Raw genomic sequence first — 22,352 nt, 5'->3', positions numbered from 1 at the left:
GTCTGCGACCAGCCTGCGGCGCCCGGCACCTGCCGGGCAGGACGGAAGTCGGTGAGGATGGCACGTTCGTCGGGAGGCGTCGGCTCGCTGCGCCCGCGGCTGCCGGGCCCGCGCGCCCGTCTGCGGACCGTGCGCGCCGACGGCACCCCCGTCTACCGGTTCGACGGCGCCCCCGGCCGGCCGTCCGTCTGGGTGATCCGCTTCGACGGCACGCACGTCGAGGGCCGGCTGCCCGCCGATCACCGCCACGCCCACGACTTCCACGTGCTCGTCTACGTCGAGCACGGTGGCGGTGACGTGCGGATCGACGGCGCCGTGCGGCCGCTGCGTGCCGGCGAGGTCGTCACCGTGCCGCCAGGGCACGTCATCGGCGTGGGGGACGAGCAGCCGCACGAGAGCCGCGCGTGGGCCGTGTCGTTCGTGCCCGACGCCGTGCCGACGCTCGCGGGCGTGCCGCCCGTCGCGTGGGGCGGCCACCCGCTGCTCGCCGCGTTCGACGGCGTCCGGAGCCTGCCGGTGCCGGAGCCGCGCCGCGGGGCGTGGCTGGACCTGCTCGCGGAGCTGCACGCCGAGACCGCGGACCCGTCACGGCTGGGCGCCGACGCCGCCGCTCAGGCGCTGCTCACGCGACTGCTGGTGGACCTGGCCCGGCTGGTCCGCGAGGACGCGGTCGAGGGCGACGGCGCGGCGGCCGGGGCGGACCCGTTGGTGCAGCGCGTGCTCGCCGTCGTCGAGGCGCGGTTCGCCGAGCCGGTGTCGACGGCGTCCGTGGCGCGCGAGCTCGGCTACACCGCCGGGCACCTGACCACCGTGATGCGCGAGCGCACCGGCCGCACGGTGCTCGACTGGCTCACCGAGCGGCGCATGTCCGAGGCGCGGCGCCTGCTCGCGGAGACCGACCTGCCGCTCGCGGCGATTGCTGCCCGGACCGGCTTCCGGGACGCCGCCTACCTGACCCGGCGGTTCCGGACGTGGCACGGCATGACGCCGCTGCGGTGGCGGCAGGGCACCCGAGCGAGCGGGCGTGCGTAGGGTGACCCCGTGCGCTGGCTGAGGTGGCTGTTCCTTCTGTATCTCGCGGCCGTGCTGGCGCTGACGCTGTGGCCGCAGCTCGACACCACCGCGGTGCCCGGGTGGGCGACCGCGGTCGTGCACTTCCTGGCCGGCCTGGGGATCCACATCGACGTGACGTTCCTCGAGGCGGCCTCGAACCTCGTGATGTTCCTGCCGTTCGGCGTGCTCGGCGTGCTGCTGCTCGCGGACGCCCGACCGCGGTGGTCGATGCCGGCCGTCGCGCTCACGGTGACGGCCGCAGGGTTCGCGCTGTCGGCGCTCATCGAGACGGCGCAGCTCGCGATCCCCGGCCGGGTCTCGACCGTCCAGGACGTGCTGCTCAATGGGGCCGGCGCCCTGCTCGGGGCGGCGTGCGGGGTCGCCGTTCTCGGCAGCGGGCTGGCCACCCGGCTCCCGACGGGCGCGGACGCCCCGCGGGCGCCGCGCGGTTAAGTAGATGCTGCCGGGGCGCCCGGCCTCCGCACGTCAGGGCCCGCCCTCGCGCAGAAGCGCCGTCGTCAGGCCGGGAGCGGCGCAGGTGCCGGCCGGGCGGACAGGCGGCCGTGGCCCGCGACGTCGAGGCCGACCTCGACCAGCTCAGGCACACCGTCAGTGATGCGGACCGTCGACACCGACGCGTTGGGCAGGGGGACCAGCGGCCCCAGCTGCAGCGTCCACAGGTAGGCGCCCAGGGCGAGCCCGTGCCCGACGACGAGCACCTCGCCCTCGGGGTGCGCGGCGGCGATGCGGTCGAACGTGGCGGCGACGCGTGCCATGAAGGCGGCGCCCGACTCACCGTCCGGCAGGCCAGGGTGACGGCCCGCGAGCACCGCCGGGATCAGCGCCGCCCAGGGCTCCACGGCCTCGAGCTGCCGCTCGGGACGGCGCTCGAACGAGCCGAAGTCGTACTCGCGCAGGTCCGCGTCGACCTGCAGGCGGAGCCCGTCGTGGTGGCGCAGGATCTCGACCGCCGTCGTCACCGCGCGGCCCGACGGCGAGGAGTACGCCGCCGTGAACGTCGACGCGGCCAGGTGCCGCGCCGTCGTCCGCACGCCCTCGCGGCCCGCGCGTGTCAGGGGCGAGTTGGAGGATCCCTGCAGGATCGCGCGGGCGTTGAAGTGGGTCTGTCCGTGGCGTACGAGCGTGAGGGTGAAGGTCATCGTGGTCCCTTCGAGAGTTGTCCGTGCTTCCAACGGTACGCATGCGAAGGTGGCGCGAGGGCGACCAGCGGGTGGCCTCGACGCGAATACTCGCCACGCACGGTCGAGCACACGGTGGTCGAGCCTGTCGAGACCGCTCCGGCGGGGGGAGGGAGCCGCATGTACCTGATCGGTGACGACCTCGTCCTGTCCGCGAGCGACCTCACCTCCGCCGCGGTGTGCGAGCTCGCGTTCCTGCGCACGCTCGACGTCCGCCTCGGCCGCCTCCAGGCGGAGGCCCTCGAGGAAGACCCGATGCTCGCCCGCACCGCCGCGCTCGGCGAGGATCACGAGCTGCGGGTGCTGGCCGCCTACGAGGAACGGTTCGGCGCGGCACGCACGGTCGCCGACGACGTCGCCCGCCCGCCCGGCGTCTCAGGCCGGCGCGGCGGCGTCGTCGCCGTCGACCGGCCCTCGCTGCGCGACCCCGACGCGGTCGCCGCGGCGCTCGCGGCCACGCGCGCGGCGTTCGACGAGGGCGCGGACGTCGTCTACCAGGCGATGCTCGCCGAGCCGGCCGCGGTGGGGCCCGACGGCGTCACGCACCCGGGCTTCGTCGGGTTCGCGGACTTCGTGGTGCGGCAGGCGGACGGCAGGTACCGGATCCAGGACACCAAGCTCGCGCGGCACGCGCGGGTGACCGCGCTGCTGCAGCTCGCCGCGTACGCCGGCCGGCTCCGCGCGCTCGGCGTCCCGCTCGACGACGAGCTCGACCTGATCCTGGGCGACGGCACGGTGAGCACGCACCGGCTCGTCGACGTCGAGCCTGTGTACCGCCTGCGCCGGGCGCACCTCGAGCGGCTCGTCGCCACGCACCTCGCAGAGACCGGGCCTGCCGCGTGGGACGACCCGCGCTGGGCCGTCTGCGGCCGGTGCCCGGTGTGCGACGCCGAGGCGACCGCCCACCGCGACGTCCTGCTGGTCGCCGGGCTGCGGCTGAGCCAGCGCGCCCGCCTCGCCGCTGCGGGCGTACGAACGATCGACGCGCTCGCGGCGTCGTCGGCCCCGGTCGAGGGCATCGGCACGTCGACGCTCGCCGGGCTGCGGGACCAGGCCGCGCTGCAGCTCGCGTCCGAGGCGGACGCTGCGCACGGTGGGGCGCCGGGCGACGCCACCGCAGGCGTGCACGTCCCGGTGGTGAGCGTCGTCGACGCGTCGGCGCTCGCCGTGATCCCGCCCCCCGACGACGGGGACATCTTCTTCGACTTCGAGGGCGACCCGCTCCACACCGAGGGCGACGGGACCCGGTGGGGACTCGACTACCTCTTCGGGCTCGTCGAGGTGGACGGGACGTTCCGGGCCTGGTGGGCGCACTCGTTCGCCCAGGAGAAGGAGGCCCTCCTCGGGTTCCTCGACTATCTGCGCGAGCGCCGTCGCCGGCACCCCGGCCTGCACGTCTACCACTACGCGGCGTACGAGCGGACCCACCTGCTCGCGCTCGCGGCCCGGCACGGCGTCGGCGAGCACGAGGTGGACCAGCTGCTGCGCGAGCACGTGCTCGTGGACCTGTACCCGGTGGTCAAGCGGTCGGTGCGGGTGGGCAGCCGGTCGTACTCGATCAAGAAGCTCGAGCCGCTGTACATGGGCGACGACCTGCGGGCGGGGGACGTGCAGACGGCGGCAGCGTCGATCGGCGAGTACGCGGCGGCGCGCGACGCGATCGTCCGCGGCTACGAGGCGCAGGGGCAGAAGATGCTCGACGCCATCGCCGACTACAACGCCTACGACTGCCGCTCGACGCTCGCGCTGCGCGACTGGCTGGTCGGGCTCGGGCGGCAGCGCGGCGTCGAACCGTCGGGCGAGGCCGATCCGGCGCCCACGTCCGAGGTCGAGGAGTCGCCGCTCTCCGCCCGGCTCGCGGCGCTGGCCGGCGACCCGCTCGACCCCGACCGCACCGCGGAACAGCGCGCACTGGGCCTCGCTGCGGCGGCGATCGACTACCACCGCCGGGAGCAGAAGTCGTTCTGGTGGGGGCACTTCTCGCGGCTCGTCGAGCCGCTCGCGGACTGGGCGGACACCCGCGACGTGATGCTCATCGACCGCGCGCACGTGGTGCGCGACTGGTTCCGGGAGGGAAAGCAGCGCACCGACCGCCGCCTGCTCGAGCTTCGCGGCGAGTGGGGGCCCGGGAGCCGGCCCTCGGCGGGCGACCAGGCGGGCGCCTACCTGCTGTACGAGTTCCCCGGGCCCTACCCGAGCTCGACGGCGGACCCGGGCGCGCGGTCGGCGCGCACCGTGCGGGTGGTGGAGCTGGTCGACGACGCGACGGTGCTGGTCGAGGAGACGCTCCCCGCGGACGCGGACCCGCACGCGATGCTGCCGAGCGCGCTGACGCCGGGACCCCCGCCCAACCCGGGCACCCAGGTGACGGCGATCGCCGAGTGGGCGGCCGTGCTGGCTGACTCCGCAGAGTCCGCCCAGGCTCTGGTGGCGGAGCCTGGGGGCGCCTGGCCCCGTGACGCCGTCGTCGACGTGCTGCGCCGGACCCCGCCGCGCACCCGCTCGGGCGGCCTCGCGCCGGTGCGCCTCGGGCCCGACGGCGAGGGCGACCACCTCGCAGCCGTCACCGCGAGCGTGCTCGACCTCGACGACTCGTACCTCGCCGTCCAGGGACCGCCAGGCACCGGCAAGACGTACCTGGCCGCGCGCGTGATCCGCACCCTCGTGGAGCGGCACCACTGGCGGGTCGGCGTCGTGGCGCAGTCGCACGCCGTGGTCGAGAACGTGCTCGACGGCATCGTGGGAGCGGGACTCGACCCTGACCTCGTGGGCAAGGACCCCTGCGACCCCGAGGCCGACGTCTGCTTCACGGTCGTCCCCCGCAAGCAGTACGCGGCGTTCGCCGGCGAGCGCGCGACCAGCGGGTTCGTGCTGGGCGGCACCGCCTGGGACTTCTCGAACCCCGACCGCGTGCCGCGCCGCTCGCTGGACCTGCTCGTGGTCGACGAGGCGGGCCAGTACTCGCTGGGCACGACGATCGCGGCGTCGGTCGCGGCGCGGAACCTGCTGCTGCTCGGCGACCCGCAGCAGCTTCCGCAGGTGTCGCAGGGCACGCACCCCGAGCCCGTCGACACCTCTGCGCTCGGCTGGGTCGCCGACGGTCATGACGTGCTGCCACCCGAGCTCGGCTACTTCCTCGCCGCGAGCCGGCGCATGCACCCGGCCGTGTCGCTCCCGGTCTCTGAGCTGTCGTACGAGGGCCGGCTGCACTCGCACCCGACGGCGTCGTCGCGCTCGCTCGACGGCGTCGAGCCCGGCCTGCACGTGCGCCCGGTGCGCCACGCGGGACGGTCGACCGAGTCGCCCGAGGAGGCGGCCGAGGTGGCCGCGATCGTCGCGTCGCTCGTCGGGCGGTCGTGGAGCGCGTGGACCGACGACGGCGTGCGCACGCTGACGGCGTCGGACGTGGTCGTGGTGACGCCCTACAACGCGCAGGTGCTGTGCGTCCGGGCGGCGCTCGACGCCGCCGGGCTGACCGAGGCGCGGGTGGGCACGGTGGACAAGTTCCAGGGGCAGGAGGCCGTCGTCGCGATCGTCAGCATGGCCGCGTCCGACGCCGACGAGGTGCCGCGCGGCATGGAGTTCCTGCTGATGAAGAACCGGCTCAACGTCGCGATCTCGCGCGCGCAGTGGGCCGCGTGGCTGGTGTGGAGCCCGGGCCTGCTCGACCACCTGCCCGCCACGCCCGCCGCCCTGGCCCAGCTCAGCGCGTTCACGCGGCTCGTCGGCGTGTGACCGGCGAGCCATTCGAGCGGGACGTCCTGCCTGAACGTCCCGTCGGCGGGCCCGCGCTCGATGACCTGCTCCAGACGGTCGAGCGCCGTGTCGTGGTGATCCCGGGCCGTACGGGAGCGACCAACCACGACGTCCTGCTCAGGCCTCCACGTCGCCGTCCACGTAGAACCAGCGGCCCTGCTCGCGGACGAAGCGGCTGCGCTCGTGGAGGCTGCCGCGCTCGCCCGTCGCCGGGTTGCGCCAGGATGCCGCGAACTCGACCTCACCCGCGTCGTCGAACGGCCCGCCGGCGCGGGTGGCGAGGATGTCGAGGCGGCGCCAGACGACGTCGTCGTCCAGGTTCAGTGACGGCGGGCGGGTGCTGGTGTGCCACGACGCGCGCAGCCAGCCGGCGTCGCCGACGGCGAACGCGCTGTAGCGCGATCGCATCAGAACCTCGGCGGTCGCAGCGACGCGCTCGCCGCGGTGGATCGGTGCGCAGCACTCGCCGAAGGTGAGCCCGGACAGGCAGGGGCACCGCTCGCCGTCGGTGATCATGTCCAGCCTCCTCAGGCCTCGAGAACCAGGTCGACGTCGTGACGGTGCGACGGGAGCGGCGGGTTGAAGCGGTTCTCCGCGACCGCCGACACCAGCGCGAGCAGGGCCAGGCCGGCACCGACCAAGGGGACCGCGCGGACGCCGACCGAGGCCGTGAGGACGGCGCCCACGCCCGAGCCGGCCGCGATGCCGAGGTTGAAGATCGACGACGACATCGCGACGCCCATGTCCGTGGAGCCCGGCGCCACGAGCATCACGCGGTGCGAGAGCGCGGGCGGCACGGTGGCGAACGCCCCGCCGAACAGGATGAGCCCGAGGATCGCGACGACGTGGTTGGGGCTGAACGCGAACAGCAGCACCTGGGCGACGACGACGATCGTGATCGCCGTGACGAGCGACCCCCACGAGTGCCGGTCGAGGAACCGCCCGACCACGAGCGCACCCACGACGCCGGCCGCGCCCTGGATCGCCAGCAGCCACGGCATGTCGGATCGCGCGTAACCGGCGACGTCCTGCAGCAGCTGGGTCACGAACGTGATGAGCCCGAGCGCGCCAGTGACGATCAGCGCCGTCGTGACCAGCTGGAACGTCAGCCGGCGTCGGCTCGGGAAGGGCGCGCGCGAGGCGCCGCCCTCGGACGGCTTCACCGTCGGGAAGAGCACGATGACGACGACGAAGATCAGCGTGGACAGCGCAGCGACCGCCCAGAACGCGGCCCGCCAGGAGGTGTGCTCGCCGAGCCACGTGCCGGCGGGCAGGCCCAGCAACGGCGCGAGCGAGTTTCCGAGCGCGAGGCGCGCCATGACCCGTCCGCGAACGCGCGGCGGGAACAGGCCGGTGGTGCCGGGGATCACCGCCACCCAGAACAGCGACTGCGCGAGCGCGGTGACCAGTCGTGCGGCGAAGAGCGACTCGTAGCTGTCGGCGACGCCGGCCCAGAAGGTCGTGACGGCGGCCAGCCCCACCGTGGCGGCGAGCACCCAGCGCCGCGGGATGTGCTTGGTCCAGTGGGCCAGCGGCACCGTGGCGATCAGCACCACGAGGGCGTAGCCGGTGACGAGCAGGCCGATCCGCGACGTCGTCGTTCCGAGGTCCGGCGCCATGAGCGTGAGCAGGCCGGCCGGGAGGCCCTCGACCAGCACGAACAGGAACGTCGAGACCGCCATCGCGACGAGGATGACCATCGCGCGCCGCTGGTCGACGATGCCAGGGTCACCGTCGGCGCCGAGGCGGGCGCCGGGCGTCGCGCCGCCGCCGGGCGGCGGTCCGGCGGGCGTGGGCGTGCCCTGCGAGGTGGTCACGGTCACGAGGGTGCCTCCGGGCGGCGGATGGCGCCCGCGCAGACGGCGGACGGTGGGGGACGCGACCCGCAGGCGCGAGGACTGCAGAGAATCGAATCGATTCTAGTGGGCCTTCCCGGTCGCCGGGTCCGCAGCCTGCCGGTACGCGTAGCCGAAGGCGCGAACTGTCTCGAGGTTGTCCGGCTCGAGCTGCCTCCACGTCGCGGCGGCCTCCGCGGCAGTGTCGCCGCGGGCGAGCGACCATCGCTCGGCGGCCTCCAGCCCCGCGGTCGCGAACCCGTCGCGTAGCACCGGCTCCGCGACGGCGACCTGGTGGCGCGCGGCCTCGACCTCGTGGAACATCCCGCCCTTGACGGCGTCGGCGGTGTGGGTCACGCCCGTGTCGGCGGCGAGCTTGACGCCCTCGTCGGCGAGGCGGGGGAGGGCGTGCACGGTGGCACGGGCGCCGATGCGCAGCACGGCCCGCGTAGCCAGGCCGCCGACGGGCGGGCTGATCACCGTCGCTGCGGTGTCGATCACCGCCTGTCGCTGGGCCTCCATGAGCTGCGCCCGCCGCACCTGCCCTACCTGCAGGCCGCCCGCGATCACTCCGGCGTCCGAGAGCGTCTCGCGGAGGACCGACTGCAGGTCCGCCTCGGTGCGGATCCCGCTCGACGCCGGCGCCGCGCCGCCGTCTGCCGGGAGCACGTAGTCGAGCACGTCGGCCTGGTGGTCGGCCGCATCGGTGAGCCAGGCGGCGGCGCCCTCGGGGGTCGTCGAGGTCCGGGAGACGACCTCGCGCAGCCGGAACGGGTCGAGGTCGGCCTGCACCGGCTGGGGCATCGCGCCGAAGCCGTCCGCGAGGGGCTCGTCAGGCTGAGTCCCGGGCCGGTCGCCCGCGGCGGGCCGGTCGCCCGCGGCGGGCCGGTCGACGGGGCGCGGGACGGCGATCACTCCGGCGGCGTCCACCCGCTCGGCGAGCTGCCCGAACACGCCCACGTAAGGGTGGTAGGCGCGCGCGACGTCGCGCTGCGCCCGCGCACCGAGGACGGTGCCACCCGAGAGCAGGCCGGTCGGCATGCCGTCGGTCGCGCGCGAGGCGAGCTGCGCCGCGCGCGCCTGCTCAGACGTGGACGGCGAGTACGCCCCCGCCAGGACCGCTGCCGCGAGCGCCGCCGCGGCGCCCGTGCCGCCGTCGGGCCAGCAGGTGGCGCTCCCGAGCCAGCGGCGGGCGCGAGCATCGAGGTCCCGCGGGTTCTCCGGGGCAAGGTGGGCAAGCGCTGCGGCGGGGTCGCGCGCGAGGCTGCCGAGGGCAGCGGCGGCGAGGGGTGCCGTGGCGGCCTCCTGTTCGCGACCCCGTGGTGCGTCGAACCGGCCGGGCTCGGCCTCGAGCTCGGTGAGCACGCCCGTCGCGATCCCGGCCATCGCGACGTCGGCGGCCGTGGTGCCGCGGGTGCTGGCGCTCGGGGCGGCGCCCGACGACGTCGTCGGTACGCCGGGGCCTGCCCAGCCGGGCTCGGGCACGGCGCCGAGCAGGGCGGCAGCGAGCTCGGGCGCGGACCCGGCGTCGGCCGGGAGCTGGGCCGCGAGCCGGCGCCCGAAGGCCTGACGTTCGGCGGGCGTGTGGGCCAGTGCCCAGGCCGCGGTGCCCGCGGCGAGCGCGCCGAGCAGCGCGACCCACCGCTCGGAGCCGCCGCCGAGGCCCCGGGCGAGCGGGAGCGGGACGGCACGGTCCGCCGCGCGGTAGAGCTCTTGGGGCGTCACGGCGTCCCAGAAGGCCGACCAGAACACCGGGTCGTTGCCGGCGCGCTCCAGGGTGCGGAGCAGCCCGGCGACGGCCGTCGCCCCGGACCCGTGAGCGGCGTCCTGCTCGGTGATACCGGCCAGGCGGGTCACCGCGGCGGCGGCGGTCCGCCCAGCGTCCCGGGACGCACCGAAGGCGGCGAGCGTGGCGGACGGGTCCCCGAGCGCCCAGGCCCGCACCGCGCGCGCGTCCGCGAGCGCCCCGACCTGCGTGGCGGTGCGCGCGGCGTCCGCGCGGTGCTCGTCGACGACGGCGCGGTGCGCGGCCGCGGCCTGGGTGATGTCGTCGTTCGCACGGTCACGCTCGCGGCGGGCGTGCTCGAGCTGCCAGTCGTGGGTCCCGGCGGGGGCGCGCTCGCAGTGTGCCGACGGCATGCCGGAGCCCGAGCCGGTCACCGCGGAAAGGCCACCGTGAGCCGCCGCGGCGTGCGGTGACCACAGCCCGGCCTGGGCGAGCGCGGCGGCTTGTTGCTGCGCCTCCAAGTGAGCGACCTGCGCCGCCCACCGCGCCCGCCGGCCGACGGCGTCCGCGTGCCGCTCGGCCGCGGCGCGGGCCGCGGCCTGAAGTGCGGCGAGCCGCCGCCCGAACCCGTCGAGCAGCAGCGCGACGGCGTGCAGCAGCTGCGCGGTTCCGCGAGCGCCGTCGGAGGCCTCGGTGAGGCGCCCGCTCGCGAGCGTCGACGCGGAGGTGCGGGCGTCGTCGAGCGCGGCACGGACCACGACGAGCCGAGCGGCGACGTCGTCGAGCGTGCCGGCCCGGCCGCCCAGCCGGCGCGCCGCGTCGTCCAGTGCGGCCGGGTCGCCGGAGAGTGCCGGGAGGGGCGCCGACGGGCTCATCGCGGGCTCCTCCCGGGTGTGGCCGGAGGCGCTGGACGGGGCACCGCCGGGCTCATCGCGGGCTCCGGCCCAGCGCCGCCGCGAGCACCGCTGCGGCCCCGTCCTCGGCGTCGGCGAAGATCCGCCCCGCCTCCCCGAGGGCCGACACCAGCTGCCCGAGCTGCTGCTCGAGGAGCGCGACGTCGCGCGCCCACGCGCGCTCGAGGTCGGCGAGCGCGGACGCGAGTACCGGATCCCCGGCCGCCGACGCGGGCACACCCAGCACCCCGGTGCCATGCAGTGTCGCCGCGGCGTCGCCGGCGGCTGCGGAGCAGGCGTCGAAGGTCGCGGGGTCGAGGTCGAGGCGTGGCACGCGGCGACGGTAGCGGCGGGCCGACCCCGCCGCCCGAGGTTATCCACAGGCCACCCCACCGCCGTCGGGGGCAGCGGCGACGATGAGTCCCGCGCCCCCGCGGGGTCTACCGCACCGAACGCACCGTCCCGCCTAGGAGCTGAGGAGCCTCCCGTGCCCGCCACCAAGACCGTCACATTCGACGTCCCCGGCGCCGTCATCACGTATGACGTCCACGAGCCCGCCGAGCCCTCCGCAGCCCGCCCGCTGTTCGTCGTCGGCAGCCCCATGGGCGCCGCCGGCTTCACGACCCTCGTGAGCCACTTCCCCGACCGCACCGTGGTGACCTACGACCCGCCCGGCATGGAGCGCAGCACCGTGACCGGCACCGGCCCGTACCCCGACCCGATGACGCGCAGCGCCGCGCTGCACACCATCGCCGAGGCCGTCGGGCTGGGCCCGTACGACTTCTTCGGCAGCAGCGGCGGCGCTGTCGACGGCCTTGCCTGGGTGCAGCAGTTCCCCGACGACCTCGCACTCGCCGTGCTGCACGAGCCCCCGCTGCCGGCGGTGCTGCCCGACCGCGACGTCCTGGTGGCGGCGATGGACGACATCCTCCACACCTACGAGGCGCACGGCTTCGGCGCCGGCATGGCCAAGTTCCTCGCGCTGGTCATGGCGCAGGGCGAGCTCCCCGCCGACTACCTCGACCAGCCCGCTCCCGACCCCGGGCAGTTCGGGCTCCCCGCGGAGGACGACGGGAAGCGCGGCGACCCCCTGCTCGACATCAACATGCGGACGATTCCGCGCTGGGAACCCGCGTTCGATGCGGTGCGGGCGGCGGCGACGCGCATCGTCCCGGCCTACGGGGAGGACTCCGCCGAGACGATGGCCGCCCGCGGCGCCCGCGGTCTGGCCGAGGAGCTCGACGTCGCACCCGCCGTGATGCCCGGAGACCATGGCGCGTTCATGGCCGGCGAGTACGGCCAGGTAGGCAAGCCGGACGAGTTCGCGGCGTCGCTGCGGGCGCTGCTGACCTGACCACGGTCCGCCCCGACTGCTTCGCAGGCAAGCCTGCCGCAGTCTCGGCAGACTGCACCCTTCGACGGCCGACCTGGTGTGAGCAACTCCGCCAGAATGAACCCGTGACCGACACCCAGGACCCCGCCCGTCGCTTGCGGCGGGTCGTGCTCGTCGTCGCCGGGCTGAACTTCGCCTACTTCTTCGTGGAGTTCACGGTGGCGCTCTCGGCCGGGTCGGTGTCGCTGCTGGCCGACTCCGTGGACTTCCTCGAGGACACGTCGATCAACGTGCTGATCTTCGCGGCGCTCGGCTGGCCGCTCGCCCGCCGCGCGCTGGTGGGCAAGCTGATGGCCTTGATCCTCCTCGGCCCTGCGGCGTACGCGACGGTCCAGGCCGTGCACCGCTTCTCCCACCCGCAGGCCCCCGAGGTCGTGCCGCTGGTGCTCGCCTCGCTCGGCGCGATCGTGATCAACGGCGTGAGCGCGCTGCTCCTGGTGCGCCTGCGGCACTCGAGCGGGTCGCTGTCGCGGGCGGCGTTCCTCTCGGCGCGCAACGACGTGCTCGTGAACGTCGCGGTCATCGCGATGGGCGTGCTCACGGCCTGGACGGGATCGGGCTGGCCGGACCTCGTCCTGGGCTGCGGAATCATCCTGCTCGCGCTCCACGCGGCCTGGGAGGTCTGGGAGGTCTCGGAGGAAGAGCGCCTCGCCGCCAAGGCCCTCGCCGGCGAGGACGTGGGCTGAGCCCGCGCGCAGCGGCGCCCCTCAGCGCGCCGCCGACACATCCGGCCGCAGGTCCAGCCGGCGCAGCAGCTGGGCGTTGGCCGCCACGACGATCGTCGAGACCGACATGAGCAGCGCGCCCACCTCCATCGGGAGGATGAACCCGATCCCCGCCAGCACGCCCGCCGCGAGCGGCACGGCCGCCAGGTTGTAGCCCGCGGCCCACCACAGGTTCTGGCGCATCTTGCGGTACCCGGCCCGCGACAGCTCGATGACCGAGAGCACCGATCGGGGGTCGTCCGAGGCCAGCACCACGCCGGCCGAGGCGATCGCGACGTCGGTGCCCGCGCCGATGGCGATGCCGACGTCGGCCTGTGCCAGCGCAGGTGCGTCGTTGACGCCGTCGCCCACCATCGCGACGGTACGCCCGGCGCCCTGCAGCTCGACGACCTTGCCGATCTTGTGCTCGGGGCGTACGCCCGCGAACACCTGGTCGATGCCGAGCTCGGCGGCGACCGATCGTGCCACCGGCTCGGCGTCGCCCGTGACCATGACGACCCGGACGCCGCGCCGGTGCAGCGCGTCGACGGCCTCGCGCGCCTGCGGCCGCACCTCGTCGGCCAGCGACAGCGCCCCCACGGCGACGCCGTCGACCAGCACGTGCAGCACGATCGCACCGCTCTCGGACCACGCCGAGGTCTCGGGCAGGGGAGCGAGCCCGTGCTCGGCGAGCAGGTGTGGGCCGCCGACGGCGACCTCCCGCCCGTTCACTGTCGCCCGTACGCCGACGGCGGTCGACGACGTGAAGCCGGTCGCGGCCGGCGCCGTCACGCCCCGCGCGGCGGCGGTCGCGACGATCGCCCGAGCGAGCGGGTGCTGCGAGTCGGCCTCGACGGCGGCGGCAAGGGCGAGCACCTGGTCCTCCGTCGTCGGGTCGTCGAGCCCGTCGCGACCACCACGTCCGCGCCCGGCGGCCCCCACGAGCTCGCGCGCCCGCCGGGTGGCGACGACGGTGTTCACCACCGGCTCGCCCTGCGTGAGGGTCCCGGTCTTGTCGAAGAGCACGGTGTCCACCGACCGCATGCGCTCGAGCGCGGCGCGGTCCTTGACCAAGACGCCGGCCCGGGCTGCGCGCTCGGTCGAGATCGACACGACCAGCGGGATCGCCAGCCCGAGGGCGTGCGGGCAGGCGATCACCAGCACGGTGATGGCGCGGATGACGGCGTCGGACGGGCTGCCGACCAGGCTCCACACCACGATCGTGACAACCGCTGCTGCGAGGGCGAACCAGAACAGCAGTGCAGCAGCGCGGTCCGCGAGGAGCTGCGCACGCGTCGTCGACGACTGGGCCTCGGCGACCAGACGCCGGATGCCCGCCAGGGTGGTCCCCTCGCCGACGGCGGTGACCCGCACGCGAAGCGCGTCGTCGGTCGCGACCGTGCCGGCGACGACCCGGTCGCCGACGCCGCGGGCGACCGGTCGCGACTCGCCGGTGATCATCGACTCGTCGACGTCCGCGGAACCCTCGACGACCTCGCCGTCGGCCGGCACGCGCCCGCCGGGGCGCACGATCACGACGTCGTCGACCAGCAGGTCCGCGTGTGCGACCGTGACCACGACGCCGTCGGTGAGCTTCTCCGCCTCGTCCGGCAGCAGCGCCGCGAGCGAGTCGAGCGCCGAGGAGGTCTGCGCGAGCGACCGCATCTCCAGCCAGTGGCCCAGCAGCATGATCACGACGAGGAGCGCGAGCTCCCACCAGAAGTCGAGGTCGCTGTCGAGCAGGCCGAGCGTGGCGCCCCACGAGGCGACGAAGGCCACCGTGATCGCCATCGCGACCAGCAGCATCATCCCGGGACGGCGGGCCTTGACCTCGTCGACGGCCCCCGTGAGGAACGGGCGGCCGCCCCACACGTAGATCACCGTGCCGAGCACGGGCGCGACCGCGCCGAGCCCTGACCAGCCGGGCAGCTGGTATCCGACCAGGTCCGCGAACATGCTGCTGAGCAGCACGGTCGGGACGGCGAGCGTCAGCATGATCCAGAACAGGCGGCGGTACAGCAGCGCGTGGTGGTCGGCGTGCGCGGAGTGGTCGGCGTCCTCGCGACCCGCGGTGCGCTCCAGGTGGTCGTGATGCGCCATCGACATTGTTGCCCTCCCTGATCGTCGTGTAACGACACGATACCCCCTAGGGGTATCTGCGGTCGATAGTCGACTTGACGGCGATCGCCGAACGCCAGCGGCTCGCGGCGCGTCCGCCCCTCCTGCCACGGTCGGACCACACGTCCGGCGTGGACCCACGCCGCACGCGCCGCACCCCTCCCCGACCGCGGCCTCGAGGAACTCCTTGAACTCACGCCACACTGCGCGGCACCGTGCCGAGCGCACTCCGCTCTCGACCCTGACCGGGGCGATCCGCGCCGTCGCCGCCGACGGCCCGAAGGGCGCCGGTCGCAGCGCTGTCGTCGTCGCCACGGCCGGTGGCATCGTGATGTCCGCGATCGCGCCCGCCGGCGCGGAGACGCTCGGCGCGGACGCGGCAACCGAGCCGCGCGCCGCCGAGACCCGCGTCGAGGCGACCGCTCTCGAGGCGACGCGCGTCAGCGTCGAGCAGATCGCCGACCACGCCCGCGAGGCCCTCGGTGCGGCGCCCACGGTCCAGGTCTCCGCCGAGGCGGTCATCGAGGTCGAGCGCACGGCGGATGACGGCGCCGCCGTCGCTGTCGTCCGCGTCACGCCCGCCCCGCCGCCGCCTCCGCCGCCCGCGTCGCCGACCCTGGACCCGGCGGCGGCCTCGCCGTCCACGGCAGGGATGGAGGCCCCGGCCGAGGCCCCTGCGCCGGCGACCGAGGCCCCGGCGCCGACCGGCGACTGGTCGGCCGCCGCGAGCATCGCGCTGCGGTACGTGGGCACGCGGTATGTCTTCGGCGGCTCCTCGCCCGCCGGCTTCGACTGCTCGGGCCTGGTCGTCTACGCGTACCGCCAGCTCGGTGTGAACCTGCCGCACCAGTCGACGGCGATGCGCGACTCGTCGCACACCCGCCGCATCTCGAGGGCCGAGGCGCGCCCCGGCGACATCATCTGGTCGCCCGGCCACGTGTCGATCTACCTCGGCAACGGCCGGCAGGTCGAGGCCACGCGTCCCGGCGGCTACATCGTGCGCACCAGCAACATCTGGCAGTCGAACCCGGTCTTCCTCCGCGTGGTGTGACCGACGACGCACGCTGATACCCCCGGAGGCATAAACCCCCGGGGGTATTCTCGTCGGCATGAAGATCGTGATCGTGGGCGGCGTGGCCGCCGGGATGAGTGCTGCGGCCCGTGCGCGGCGTCTGGACGAGTCGGCCGAGATCGTGGTCCTGGAGCGGGGCGAGCATGTCTCGTTCGCGGGGTGCGGGCTGCCGTACCACGTGGGTGGGGAGATCGCCTCGGCCGAGGGGCTGCTGGTCCACACGCCCGCGTCGCTGCGGGCCGCGCTGAACCTGGACGTGCGCACGCGCCACGACGTGGTCGGCCTGGACGCCGGCGCGCGCACCGTGGCGGTCCGCACGCCGTCGGGCGAGCAGACCATCTCCTATGACGCGCTGGTGCTGACGCCGGGCGCGCAGGCGGTGCGCCCGCCGCTGCCGGGCATCGACTCCCCCCGGGTGCGCACGCTGCGCAGCGTGCCGGACGCGGTCGCCGTGCGCGGCTGGGTCGAGGCCGGCGCCCGCCGCGCGGTCGTGCTCGGCGCGGGCTTCATCGGCCTGGAGGCGGCCGAGCAGCTCGCGGCCGCGGGCCTGCAGGTGGCGCTGGTCGAGCTGGCCGAGCACGTGCTGCCCCCGCTGGAGGCGGAGCTGGCCACCCTGGTCCGCGCCGAGCTGACCCGCCTGGGCGTGGCCGTGCACGACGGCGTGGCGGCCACCGCGATCGAGCCATCCGCCGGGACGGGTGACGTGGTCGTGCTGTCGGACGGCACCCGCCTGGACGCCGACCTGGTCGTCCTGTCGGTCGGGGTGCGCCCGGACACCGCCGTGTTCGCGGCGGCCGGGGTGGTGACCGAGCGCGGCGCGATCGTGGTCGACGCGCACGGCGCCACCAACCTGGCGCACGTGTGGGCCGCGGGCGACGCCGTCGTCTCGACCGACGCGATCACCGGCGTGCGCCGCCCGGTGCCGCTGGCCGGCCCGGCCAACCGGGCCGGGCGTCAGGTCGCCGACGCGATCCTGCGCCCGGCCACCGCGCGCCCGGTCCCGGCCGCGGTCGGCACCGCCATCGTGCGGGTCGGGGCGCTGGCCGCCGGGCTGACCGGCGCCAACCGCGCCGCGCTCGCCGCCGCCGGCATCGCCCACCACACCCTGCACCTGCACCCGGCCCAGCACGCGGGCTGGTACCCCGGCGCCACCCAGCTGCACCTGGTCGTGCACTTCGCCCACGACGGGCGCCTGCTGGGCGCCCAGGCCGTGGGCGCCGACGGGGTGGACAAGCGCCTGGACGTGCTGGCCACCGCGATCCGCGCCGGGCTGGGCGTGGAGGACCTGATCGACCTGGACCTGGCCTACGCCCCGCCGTTCGGCGCGGCCAAGGACCCGGTCAACCTCGCCGGCATGGCCGCCGCCAACGTCCTGGACGACACCCTGCGCCTGTGGCACGCCGACCAGCTCGACACCGTCACCGCGTCCGCCCTGGTCCTGGACGTGCGCACCCCCGCGGAGTTCGCGACCGGGCACATCCCCGGCGCGCTCAACATCCCGCACACAGTGCTGCGCGACCGCCTCGACGAGGTCCGGTCCGCCGCCGCCGGCCGCCCCGTCCGGGTCACCTGCCAGTCCGGCGTGCGCGCCCACATCGCCCACCGCGTGCTGGCCGCGGCCGGGTTCGACTCCGCCTCGCTCTCGGGCGGGATGCTCACGCTGCGGGCGGCCCTCGGGCCGGCGGCGGCCGACCGTCTAGTCTCCGGCGACGTCCAAGAGGAGGTGCTGGCCCGATGACCACCGACGCCCAGGCCCAGAAGAAGATCGTGAACCGGCTGCGCCGCGCCCGCGGCCAGCTCGACGCCGTCATCGCGGCCGTCGAGAACGGCGGCTCGTGCAGGGATGTCGTCACGCAGCTCGCTGCGGTGTCCAGCGCGCTGGACCGGGCCGGGTTCGCCATCGTCTCGACGGCGATGCGCGACTGCCTCACCGACCCCGTCGGCACCGCCGAGGCCGAGAACGGCCTCACCCAGGAAGAGCTGGAGAAGCTCTTCCTCATGCTCGCCTGAGCCTTGTGTTCCCGTCATCCCCGGTGGTCGAGCTCGTCGAGACCACCACCACCCGTCCCTGAAGGAGATCCCTATGTGTTACCCCGCCACCTGCTCGACCTGCGGCAAGACCACCTGGGCCGGCTGCGGCCAGCACGTCGACAGCGTCAAGGCTCAGGTCCCGGCCGCGCAGTGGTGCGGCGGCCACGACGACGCGGCGCCGTCGTCGGGTGGCAGCTTCTTCTCGAAGCTCTTCGGGCGCTGACGCCCGGCCCCGCTGGTTGAGCTCGTCGAAACCACCCCACGTTGCCGTCGCGGTGACTTCGACGAGCTCAACCGCCGTGGCGGCGCTTCTCCGCCAGCTCCAGCAGCTTGGCGACCGTGTTGACGTTGCGCGCCGTCCCCTTCGCGGCCGCGGGGATCCGCAGCTTCGAGCTCCCCATCCCGTTCGGGTAGTGCACGTACAGCGCCCGCTTCCCGAGCCGGAGCTCCTCGCCGTCGTCGGCGCGCGTGACCTTCTCGAGGGCGTCCGACGGCGGTGCCGCGGGCAGGAAGATCACCGCCACGCGGTTGCCGCGGGCGTCGGGGAAGGGGTTCGCGTCGAGCACCTGCCGCAGCTCGTCGGGCGAGCGCACCAGCACCCCGACCGGCTTGCCCGCATAGGCCTCGAGCGCTTCCTCGAGGGTGCGCCCGACGGCTGCCTCGCCGTCGTCGGACTCCACGAGCAGGTTGCCGCTCGCGATGTACGTCTCGACGCCGGTGAAGCCGGCGTCCTCGGCGAGCCGCCGCAGGTCGGCCATGGGCAGCTTGCCCGTGCCGCCGACGTTGACCGCGCGCAGCAGGACGACGTGCGTGGTCACAGCGCTCCTCCCGGTTGGCTTCCTCGCTTTGAACGTAGGAGATGGTGGCGTTCTCCGCCCGAGAACGCCACCACCTACGACGTCGAAAGGGGGTGTTCAGCGGAGAAGGGCTGCGATTCCTGCTGCGAGCAGGAGCAGCACGGCGAGCGCGGCGAGAACGCCGGACATCACCGACTCGGCGTGAGGACGGGACGTGGTGGTCAGGCTCGCGACCTCGCGTGGGCTGAGCCTGTGCAGGTGCGTGGACATGTCAGGGACGCTACGGGCGGCGCGCGCCGACGTCGTCGGACCTGTGGATGAACCTGTGACGGCGGCATCAGCCCTGGGGATGACGCCGCACATATTCGCTGGCGGGCCATCCACACCAGCACCTACCTTCATCCACGCAGACGACGGGCGAGCCGCCCGTCGCGACCCGAGGAGAACGACCGTGACGCGCGCGACCACCGCTGATGCCCAGGCCTTGAGCCTGCGGCTCGTGGCGAGCTCGCGCCTGCGTCCCGCCGCGACGCCGTCGCGCCAAGAGTCCCTCGAGCCGTATCCCTTCCGGGGCGGCCCCGTCGTCTGACCAGTGAGCGCCCCGGCTCGATCACCAAAGTGCCGGTGCTTCATCGCTGGCGGCGATGCGGACAGCCGCCCGAAGCCGGACGCGTCGAATGCTGATGCTCTTCTCGGTGCCCCACACCCGCACCGCGAACCTTTGTACGACGGCGGAGGCGCCCGGAACCTTCCCCGGGCGCCTCCGCTCTCGAGCGTCAACCGCCGATGTGGCCGGCGATGATGCTCGTCACGACGACCGAGGTGATCGTGACCGTGGAGAAGCCGGCGACGATCATCTTGGGCAGGATCTCGTGCTCGATCGCGGCGACCTCCTCGGCCGACTCTCCCGCCCCCTTGGCCGCCTCCTGGGACAGAACCATGGTGCCGGGGAAGCCGAACAGCGCGGTGAGGCCGATGGCGATCGACATGGAGACGCTGTAACCGAGGAGCTTTCCGGTGAGTGCCGCAAAGCCGGCGATACCCGCGACCCCGAAGGCGAAGCAGATCAGCAAGGGCAGGGCGAGGCGGGCCAGATCGCCGGCGTTGACGGTAGCCAGCGGCCCGAAGATCAAGATCAGGATTGCAATCATCATCAGCCCGAAGGCGTCGATCCCGTTGAGGATCGACGGCTTGAAGATGCCGAAGGTCCGCAGGGCGATACCGAAGAGCAGAGCCACGACGAACGTATTGAGAATCCCATCGGTGACGTTGTTGATCAAGATAGAGATCAGTACCACGACGCCGACGATGAAGAGCGTGCCCGCGGTGGTGCGCAGCGGGGCGGGCAGGCGGCCCTCGGCCTTGACCTGCTCCTCCGCGTCCGCGGGTGCGCTGATGTTGCCTGCTCGGTACTCGCCCTTGAGCCTGGCTGCCTCCCGGCGGAGGATGATCGAGGTCAGCGGGAACCCGACGAGTCCCTGCAGCGCCGCGATGAGGACCGGGAAGATCGCTACGGCGGTCAGGCCGGCGCCGAGAGCTGCTTCCTGAACGATGATCACCGAGATCGTGCCGCCGCTCAAGGCGCCGACGCCCGCGACGACGAAGTCGAGCGGTCGCGCGGCGACGGCGTCGTAGGTCCCCGGGTGGATCCCGCCGCCGAAGATGAGACCGGCGATCAGCAACGCCACGCCGATCCCGATGACCGTCGCGATGCCGACCAGCAGCGTCCTCCACTGCTTCTTGAAGTCCTCGAGGCTGATCATGGTCCCGAGGTGCACGATGACGAACCCCACGACCACGCCGGCCAGGGCGAGCAGGGACGAGCTTGTCAGCAGGTCCTCGGGAAAGATGCCCGTGAGGAACCCGATCAGAAAGATGATCGACGCCACGAAGAGCGACGACAGGAGGGATTTTGTCTTCTTGGCGACGAAGTCGCTGATCGTCCACACGAGCATCACGATCACGAATGCCAAGACCGGATTCATCCCACGATCCTTTCGGTGCCGCAACGCCCAGCAGCGAGGTTTTCGCAATATACAACCGAGGGCTCTGCCCTGCGTGTGCCACGCCGAAGCCCCTCGGCTGCGTCGACAGGGCTCACGCATCGCGCCCCAGATTGACCCGCGGTATGGTCGCACCACCCAGCGAGCAGCGGGTGGTAATGCCCGCTCGAGACGTCGTGCACACCAGCCTGACGGCGACGTCAGCGAGAGCATTACCCGTGCCGCGTCTCGATGACTGCTCGGCCCTTCGTGCGGAGGAGGATCCATGTCCACGGCCGAGGTCACCGATGTCGCACCCTCGCTACGCTCCTCCGTCCGCTTGAGCACCGTCGGTCCCGACGACCCGCTACACGACGTCGACGCCGTGAGTCTCCCGGTCACGTCCTCCGGCGAGGCGCTGGAGCCGCTCGGCATGGACCTGGACGTCGTGGCCCGCGCTGGGTTCAAACCCACCGTCGGCTCCGCGCTGCCGATCCCCAGTGCACAAGGCCCCACGCAGGTGGCGGTCGGGGTGGGTGAGCTCGAGGACCTGACGCCCACCCAGGTTCGCGATGCGGCGGCAGCATTCGCCACAGCCGTCCCGTACGACGCGCGACTGGCGACGCGGGTGCCGCACTCGTCGACCATGACGGCGGGCGATGCCGCGGCCGCGATCGTCGAGGGCATCCTGCTCGCACGTTACCGATTCAGCCTCCGCAGCACCGAGTCCAGCGTCGTCCCGGTGACTGCCCTGACGCTGGTCGCACCGGACGGCGAACAGGCAGCGGTCGAGGAGGGCTCTCGCCGCGGCTGGTTGTCGGCGCGCGCGGCCATGCTCGCCCGTGACCTCGCCACCTGTCCCGCCCGCATGCTGACGGCAGCGGCCATGGCGGATCTGGCTGAGCATCTGGGCCCCGACGCTGGGCTCGAGGTGGCGGTGTTCGACAAGGACGACCTCGTCCGGATGGGGTGCGGCGGTCTTCTCGGGGTCAACCGGGGCAGCCTCGAGCCACCGCGAATGATCCGGTTGCGCTACGTCCCGGAGCAGAGCAGCGGTCACCTGGCACTGGTCGGCAAGGGCATCATGTACGACTCCGGTGGCATCAGCCTCAAGCCGAGCGACCTGTCGCACTCCCAGATGAAGAACGACATGTCCGGCGCGGCGGCCGTCCTCGCCGCCATGACGGTCCTCCGGGAGCTGGAGTGCCCGACCACGGTCACGGGGTATCTCATGTGCACCGACAACATGCCGTCGGGGTCCGCGATGCAGCTGGGTGACGTGCTCACCATGCGCAACGGCAAGACGGTTGAGGTGCTCAACACCGACGCCGAAGGTCGGCTCGTGATGGCCGATGCCCTCGCGTTGTCGGTGGAGGACGGGGTTGACGCGATCGTCGATATCGCCACCCTGACCGGTGCCTGCCTGCGGGCCCTCGGCACGGAGGTGGCGGGGTTGATGGGCAACGCCGACGGCATCATGGCCCAGGTCCAGGCCGCTGGGGAGCGAACCGACGAGCCCGTCTGGCCCCTGCCGCTCGTGCGGCGGTATCGGGCCCAGCTCGACTCCGGGATCGCCGACATGACCAACCTGGGTGGCCCGAACGCGGGCTCGATCACCGCCGCGCTCTTCCTGGAGGAGTTCGTGGGCGGCCTTCCCTGGGCCCACCTCGACATCGCCGGCACGGCACAGGCCGAGACGGCGACCAGATGGCTCCCGAAGGGCCCGACCGCCTTCGGCAGCCGGCTGCTTGTCGAGCTCGCCCTCAGGTTCGACCCGTCGAGCGTCCGCTGAT

20 protein-coding genes are annotated in these 22,352 nt (G+C 74.0%); 11 read left to right on the top strand and 9 right to left on the bottom strand.

Annotation, left to right across the window (positions count from 1 at the left end; genetic code table 11):
* The first annotated feature begins 57 nt into the window (after positions 1-57).
* Both ACO4JP_RS00390 and ACO4JP_RS00385 read left to right on the top strand, forming a co-directional pair.
* A complete protein-coding gene (locus ACO4JP_RS00390) occupies positions 58-1,032 on the top strand; it encodes an AraC family transcriptional regulator (protein ID WP_425955432.1) in 975 nt (324 codons plus the stop codon).
* A gap of 9 nt (positions 1,033-1,041) precedes the next feature.
* Positions 1,042-1,506 carry a VanZ family protein gene (locus ACO4JP_RS00385; RefSeq protein WP_425955431.1) on the top strand — a complete coding sequence of 155 codons (465 nt, stop codon included), beginning with the start codon at positions 1,042-1,044 and terminating at the stop codon, positions 1,504-1,506.
* A gap of 65 nt (positions 1,507-1,571) precedes the next feature.
* On the opposite strand, the gene ACO4JP_RS00380 is transcribed toward ACO4JP_RS00385, so the two are convergent.
* The gene (locus ACO4JP_RS00380; RefSeq protein WP_425955430.1) at positions 1,572-2,213 is read right to left on the bottom strand and encodes a histidine phosphatase family protein; all 642 of its coding nucleotides are present in this window, start codon (positions 2,211-2,213) and stop codon (positions 1,572-1,574) included.
* A 159-nt stretch (positions 2,214-2,372) separates the two neighbouring features.
* On the opposite strand from ACO4JP_RS00380, the gene ACO4JP_RS00375 reads away from it, so the two are divergent.
* Complete coding sequence (locus ACO4JP_RS00375; protein WP_425955429.1) at positions 2,373-5,987, top strand: TM0106 family RecB-like putative nuclease; 3,615 nt, start codon at positions 2,373-2,375, stop codon at positions 5,985-5,987.
* A 138-nt stretch (positions 5,988-6,125) separates the two neighbouring features.
* Here ACO4JP_RS00375 and ACO4JP_RS00370 read toward each other — a convergent pair whose 3' ends face one another.
* The 4 genes from ACO4JP_RS00370 to ACO4JP_RS00355 all read right to left on the bottom strand — a co-directional run bounded on the left by ACO4JP_RS00370 (position 6,126) and on the right by ACO4JP_RS00355 (position 10,796).
* Positions 6,126-6,524, bottom strand: coding sequence for a YchJ family protein (locus ACO4JP_RS00370; protein WP_425955428.1), 399 nt, complete (start codon positions 6,522-6,524; stop codon positions 6,126-6,128).
* 11 nt (positions 6,525-6,535) lie between these two features.
* Positions 6,536-7,825 (bottom strand): MFS transporter, encoded by a 1,290-nt coding sequence (locus tag ACO4JP_RS00365; protein ID WP_425955427.1) that lies wholly within the window; start codon positions 7,823-7,825, stop codon positions 6,536-6,538.
* 102 nt (positions 7,826-7,927) lie between these two features.
* Positions 7,928-10,444: a hypothetical protein gene (locus ACO4JP_RS00360; protein ID WP_425955426.1), complete on the bottom strand. Its 2,517-nt coding sequence runs from the start codon at positions 10,442-10,444 to the stop codon at positions 7,928-7,930.
* 52 nt (positions 10,445-10,496) lie between these two features.
* On the bottom strand, positions 10,497-10,796 hold the full coding sequence (locus ACO4JP_RS00355) for a hypothetical protein (protein WP_425955425.1): 300 nt from the start codon (positions 10,794-10,796) through the stop codon (positions 10,497-10,499).
* Positions 10,797-10,949: 153 nt separating this feature from the next.
* Between ACO4JP_RS00355 and ACO4JP_RS00350 the strand changes: the two genes are divergently transcribed.
* Positions 10,950-11,816, top strand: coding sequence for an alpha/beta fold hydrolase (locus ACO4JP_RS00350; protein WP_425955424.1), 867 nt, complete (start codon positions 10,950-10,952; stop codon positions 11,814-11,816).
* A 104-nt stretch (positions 11,817-11,920) separates the two neighbouring features.
* Positions 11,921-12,541 carry a cation transporter gene (locus ACO4JP_RS00345; RefSeq protein ID WP_425955423.1) on the top strand — a complete coding sequence of 207 codons (621 nt, stop codon included), beginning with the start codon at positions 11,921-11,923 and terminating at the stop codon, positions 12,539-12,541.
* Between the two features lie 21 nt (positions 12,542-12,562).
* Here ACO4JP_RS00345 and ACO4JP_RS00340 read toward each other — a convergent pair whose 3' ends face one another.
* The gene (locus tag ACO4JP_RS00340; RefSeq protein ID WP_425955422.1) at positions 12,563-14,665 is read right to left on the bottom strand and encodes a heavy metal translocating P-type ATPase; all 2,103 of its coding nucleotides are present in this window, start codon (positions 14,663-14,665) and stop codon (positions 12,563-12,565) included.
* Positions 14,666-14,864: 199 nt separating this feature from the next.
* Between ACO4JP_RS00340 and ACO4JP_RS00335 the strand changes: the two genes are divergently transcribed.
* The 4 genes from ACO4JP_RS00335 (at position 14,865) to ACO4JP_RS00320 (ending at position 18,003) form a co-directional block, all read left to right on the top strand.
* Positions 14,865-15,728 carry a C40 family peptidase gene (locus ACO4JP_RS00335; protein ID WP_425955421.1) on the top strand — a complete coding sequence of 288 codons (864 nt, stop codon included), beginning with the start codon at positions 14,865-14,867 and terminating at the stop codon, positions 15,726-15,728.
* Between the two features lie 58 nt (positions 15,729-15,786).
* Positions 15,787-17,487, top strand: coding sequence for an FAD-dependent oxidoreductase (locus tag ACO4JP_RS00330; protein ID WP_425955420.1), 1,701 nt, complete (start codon positions 15,787-15,789; stop codon positions 17,485-17,487).
* Positions 17,484-17,759, top strand: coding sequence for a metal-sensitive transcriptional regulator (locus ACO4JP_RS00325; protein ID WP_425955419.1), 276 nt, complete (start codon positions 17,484-17,486; stop codon positions 17,757-17,759). The genes ACO4JP_RS00330 and ACO4JP_RS00325 overlap by 4 nt, the downstream gene beginning before the upstream one ends.
* Before the next feature lie 73 nt (positions 17,760-17,832).
* Positions 17,833-18,003, top strand: a complete 171-nt coding sequence (locus ACO4JP_RS00320) for a hypothetical protein (protein WP_425955418.1) — start codon at positions 17,833-17,835, stop codon at positions 18,001-18,003.
* 67 nt (positions 18,004-18,070) lie between these two features.
* Here the strand turns inward: ACO4JP_RS00320 and ACO4JP_RS00315 are convergent, their stop codons facing one another.
* On the bottom strand, positions 18,071-18,598 hold the full coding sequence (locus tag ACO4JP_RS00315; RefSeq protein ID WP_425955417.1) for a DUF1697 domain-containing protein: 528 nt from the start codon (positions 18,596-18,598) through the stop codon (positions 18,071-18,073).
* Positions 18,599-18,694: 96 nt separating this feature from the next.
* Positions 18,695-18,847 (bottom strand): hypothetical protein, encoded by a 153-nt coding sequence (locus tag ACO4JP_RS00310; protein WP_425955416.1) that lies wholly within the window; start codon positions 18,845-18,847, stop codon positions 18,695-18,697.
* Between the two features lie 181 nt (positions 18,848-19,028).
* Here ACO4JP_RS00310 and ACO4JP_RS00305 point away from each other — a divergent pair, with 181 nt between their 5' ends.
* A complete protein-coding gene (locus ACO4JP_RS00305; protein ID WP_425955415.1) occupies positions 19,029-19,166 on the top strand; it encodes a hypothetical protein in 138 nt (45 codons plus the stop codon).
* 187 nt (positions 19,167-19,353) lie between these two features.
* On the opposite strand, the gene ACO4JP_RS00300 is transcribed toward ACO4JP_RS00305, so the two are convergent.
* Positions 19,354-20,562: a hypothetical protein gene (locus tag ACO4JP_RS00300; RefSeq protein WP_425955414.1), complete on the bottom strand. Its 1,209-nt coding sequence runs from the start codon at positions 20,560-20,562 to the stop codon at positions 19,354-19,356.
* Positions 20,563-20,899: 337 nt separating this feature from the next.
* Here ACO4JP_RS00300 and ACO4JP_RS00295 point away from each other — a divergent pair, with 337 nt between their 5' ends.
* Complete coding sequence (locus ACO4JP_RS00295; RefSeq protein ID WP_425955413.1) at positions 20,900-22,351, top strand: leucyl aminopeptidase family protein; 1,452 nt, start codon at positions 20,900-20,902, stop codon at positions 22,349-22,351.
* Position 22,352: the final 1 nt, after the last annotated feature.

The sequence above is a fragment of the Xylanimonas sp. McL0601 genome (assembly GCF_049852175.1).
Classification (GTDB): Bacteria; Actinomycetota; Actinomycetes; order Actinomycetales; family Cellulomonadaceae; genus Xylanimonas.
Note: the sequence above shows the minus strand (reverse complement) of the source record. Positions and strands in the feature narration are given on the sequence as shown.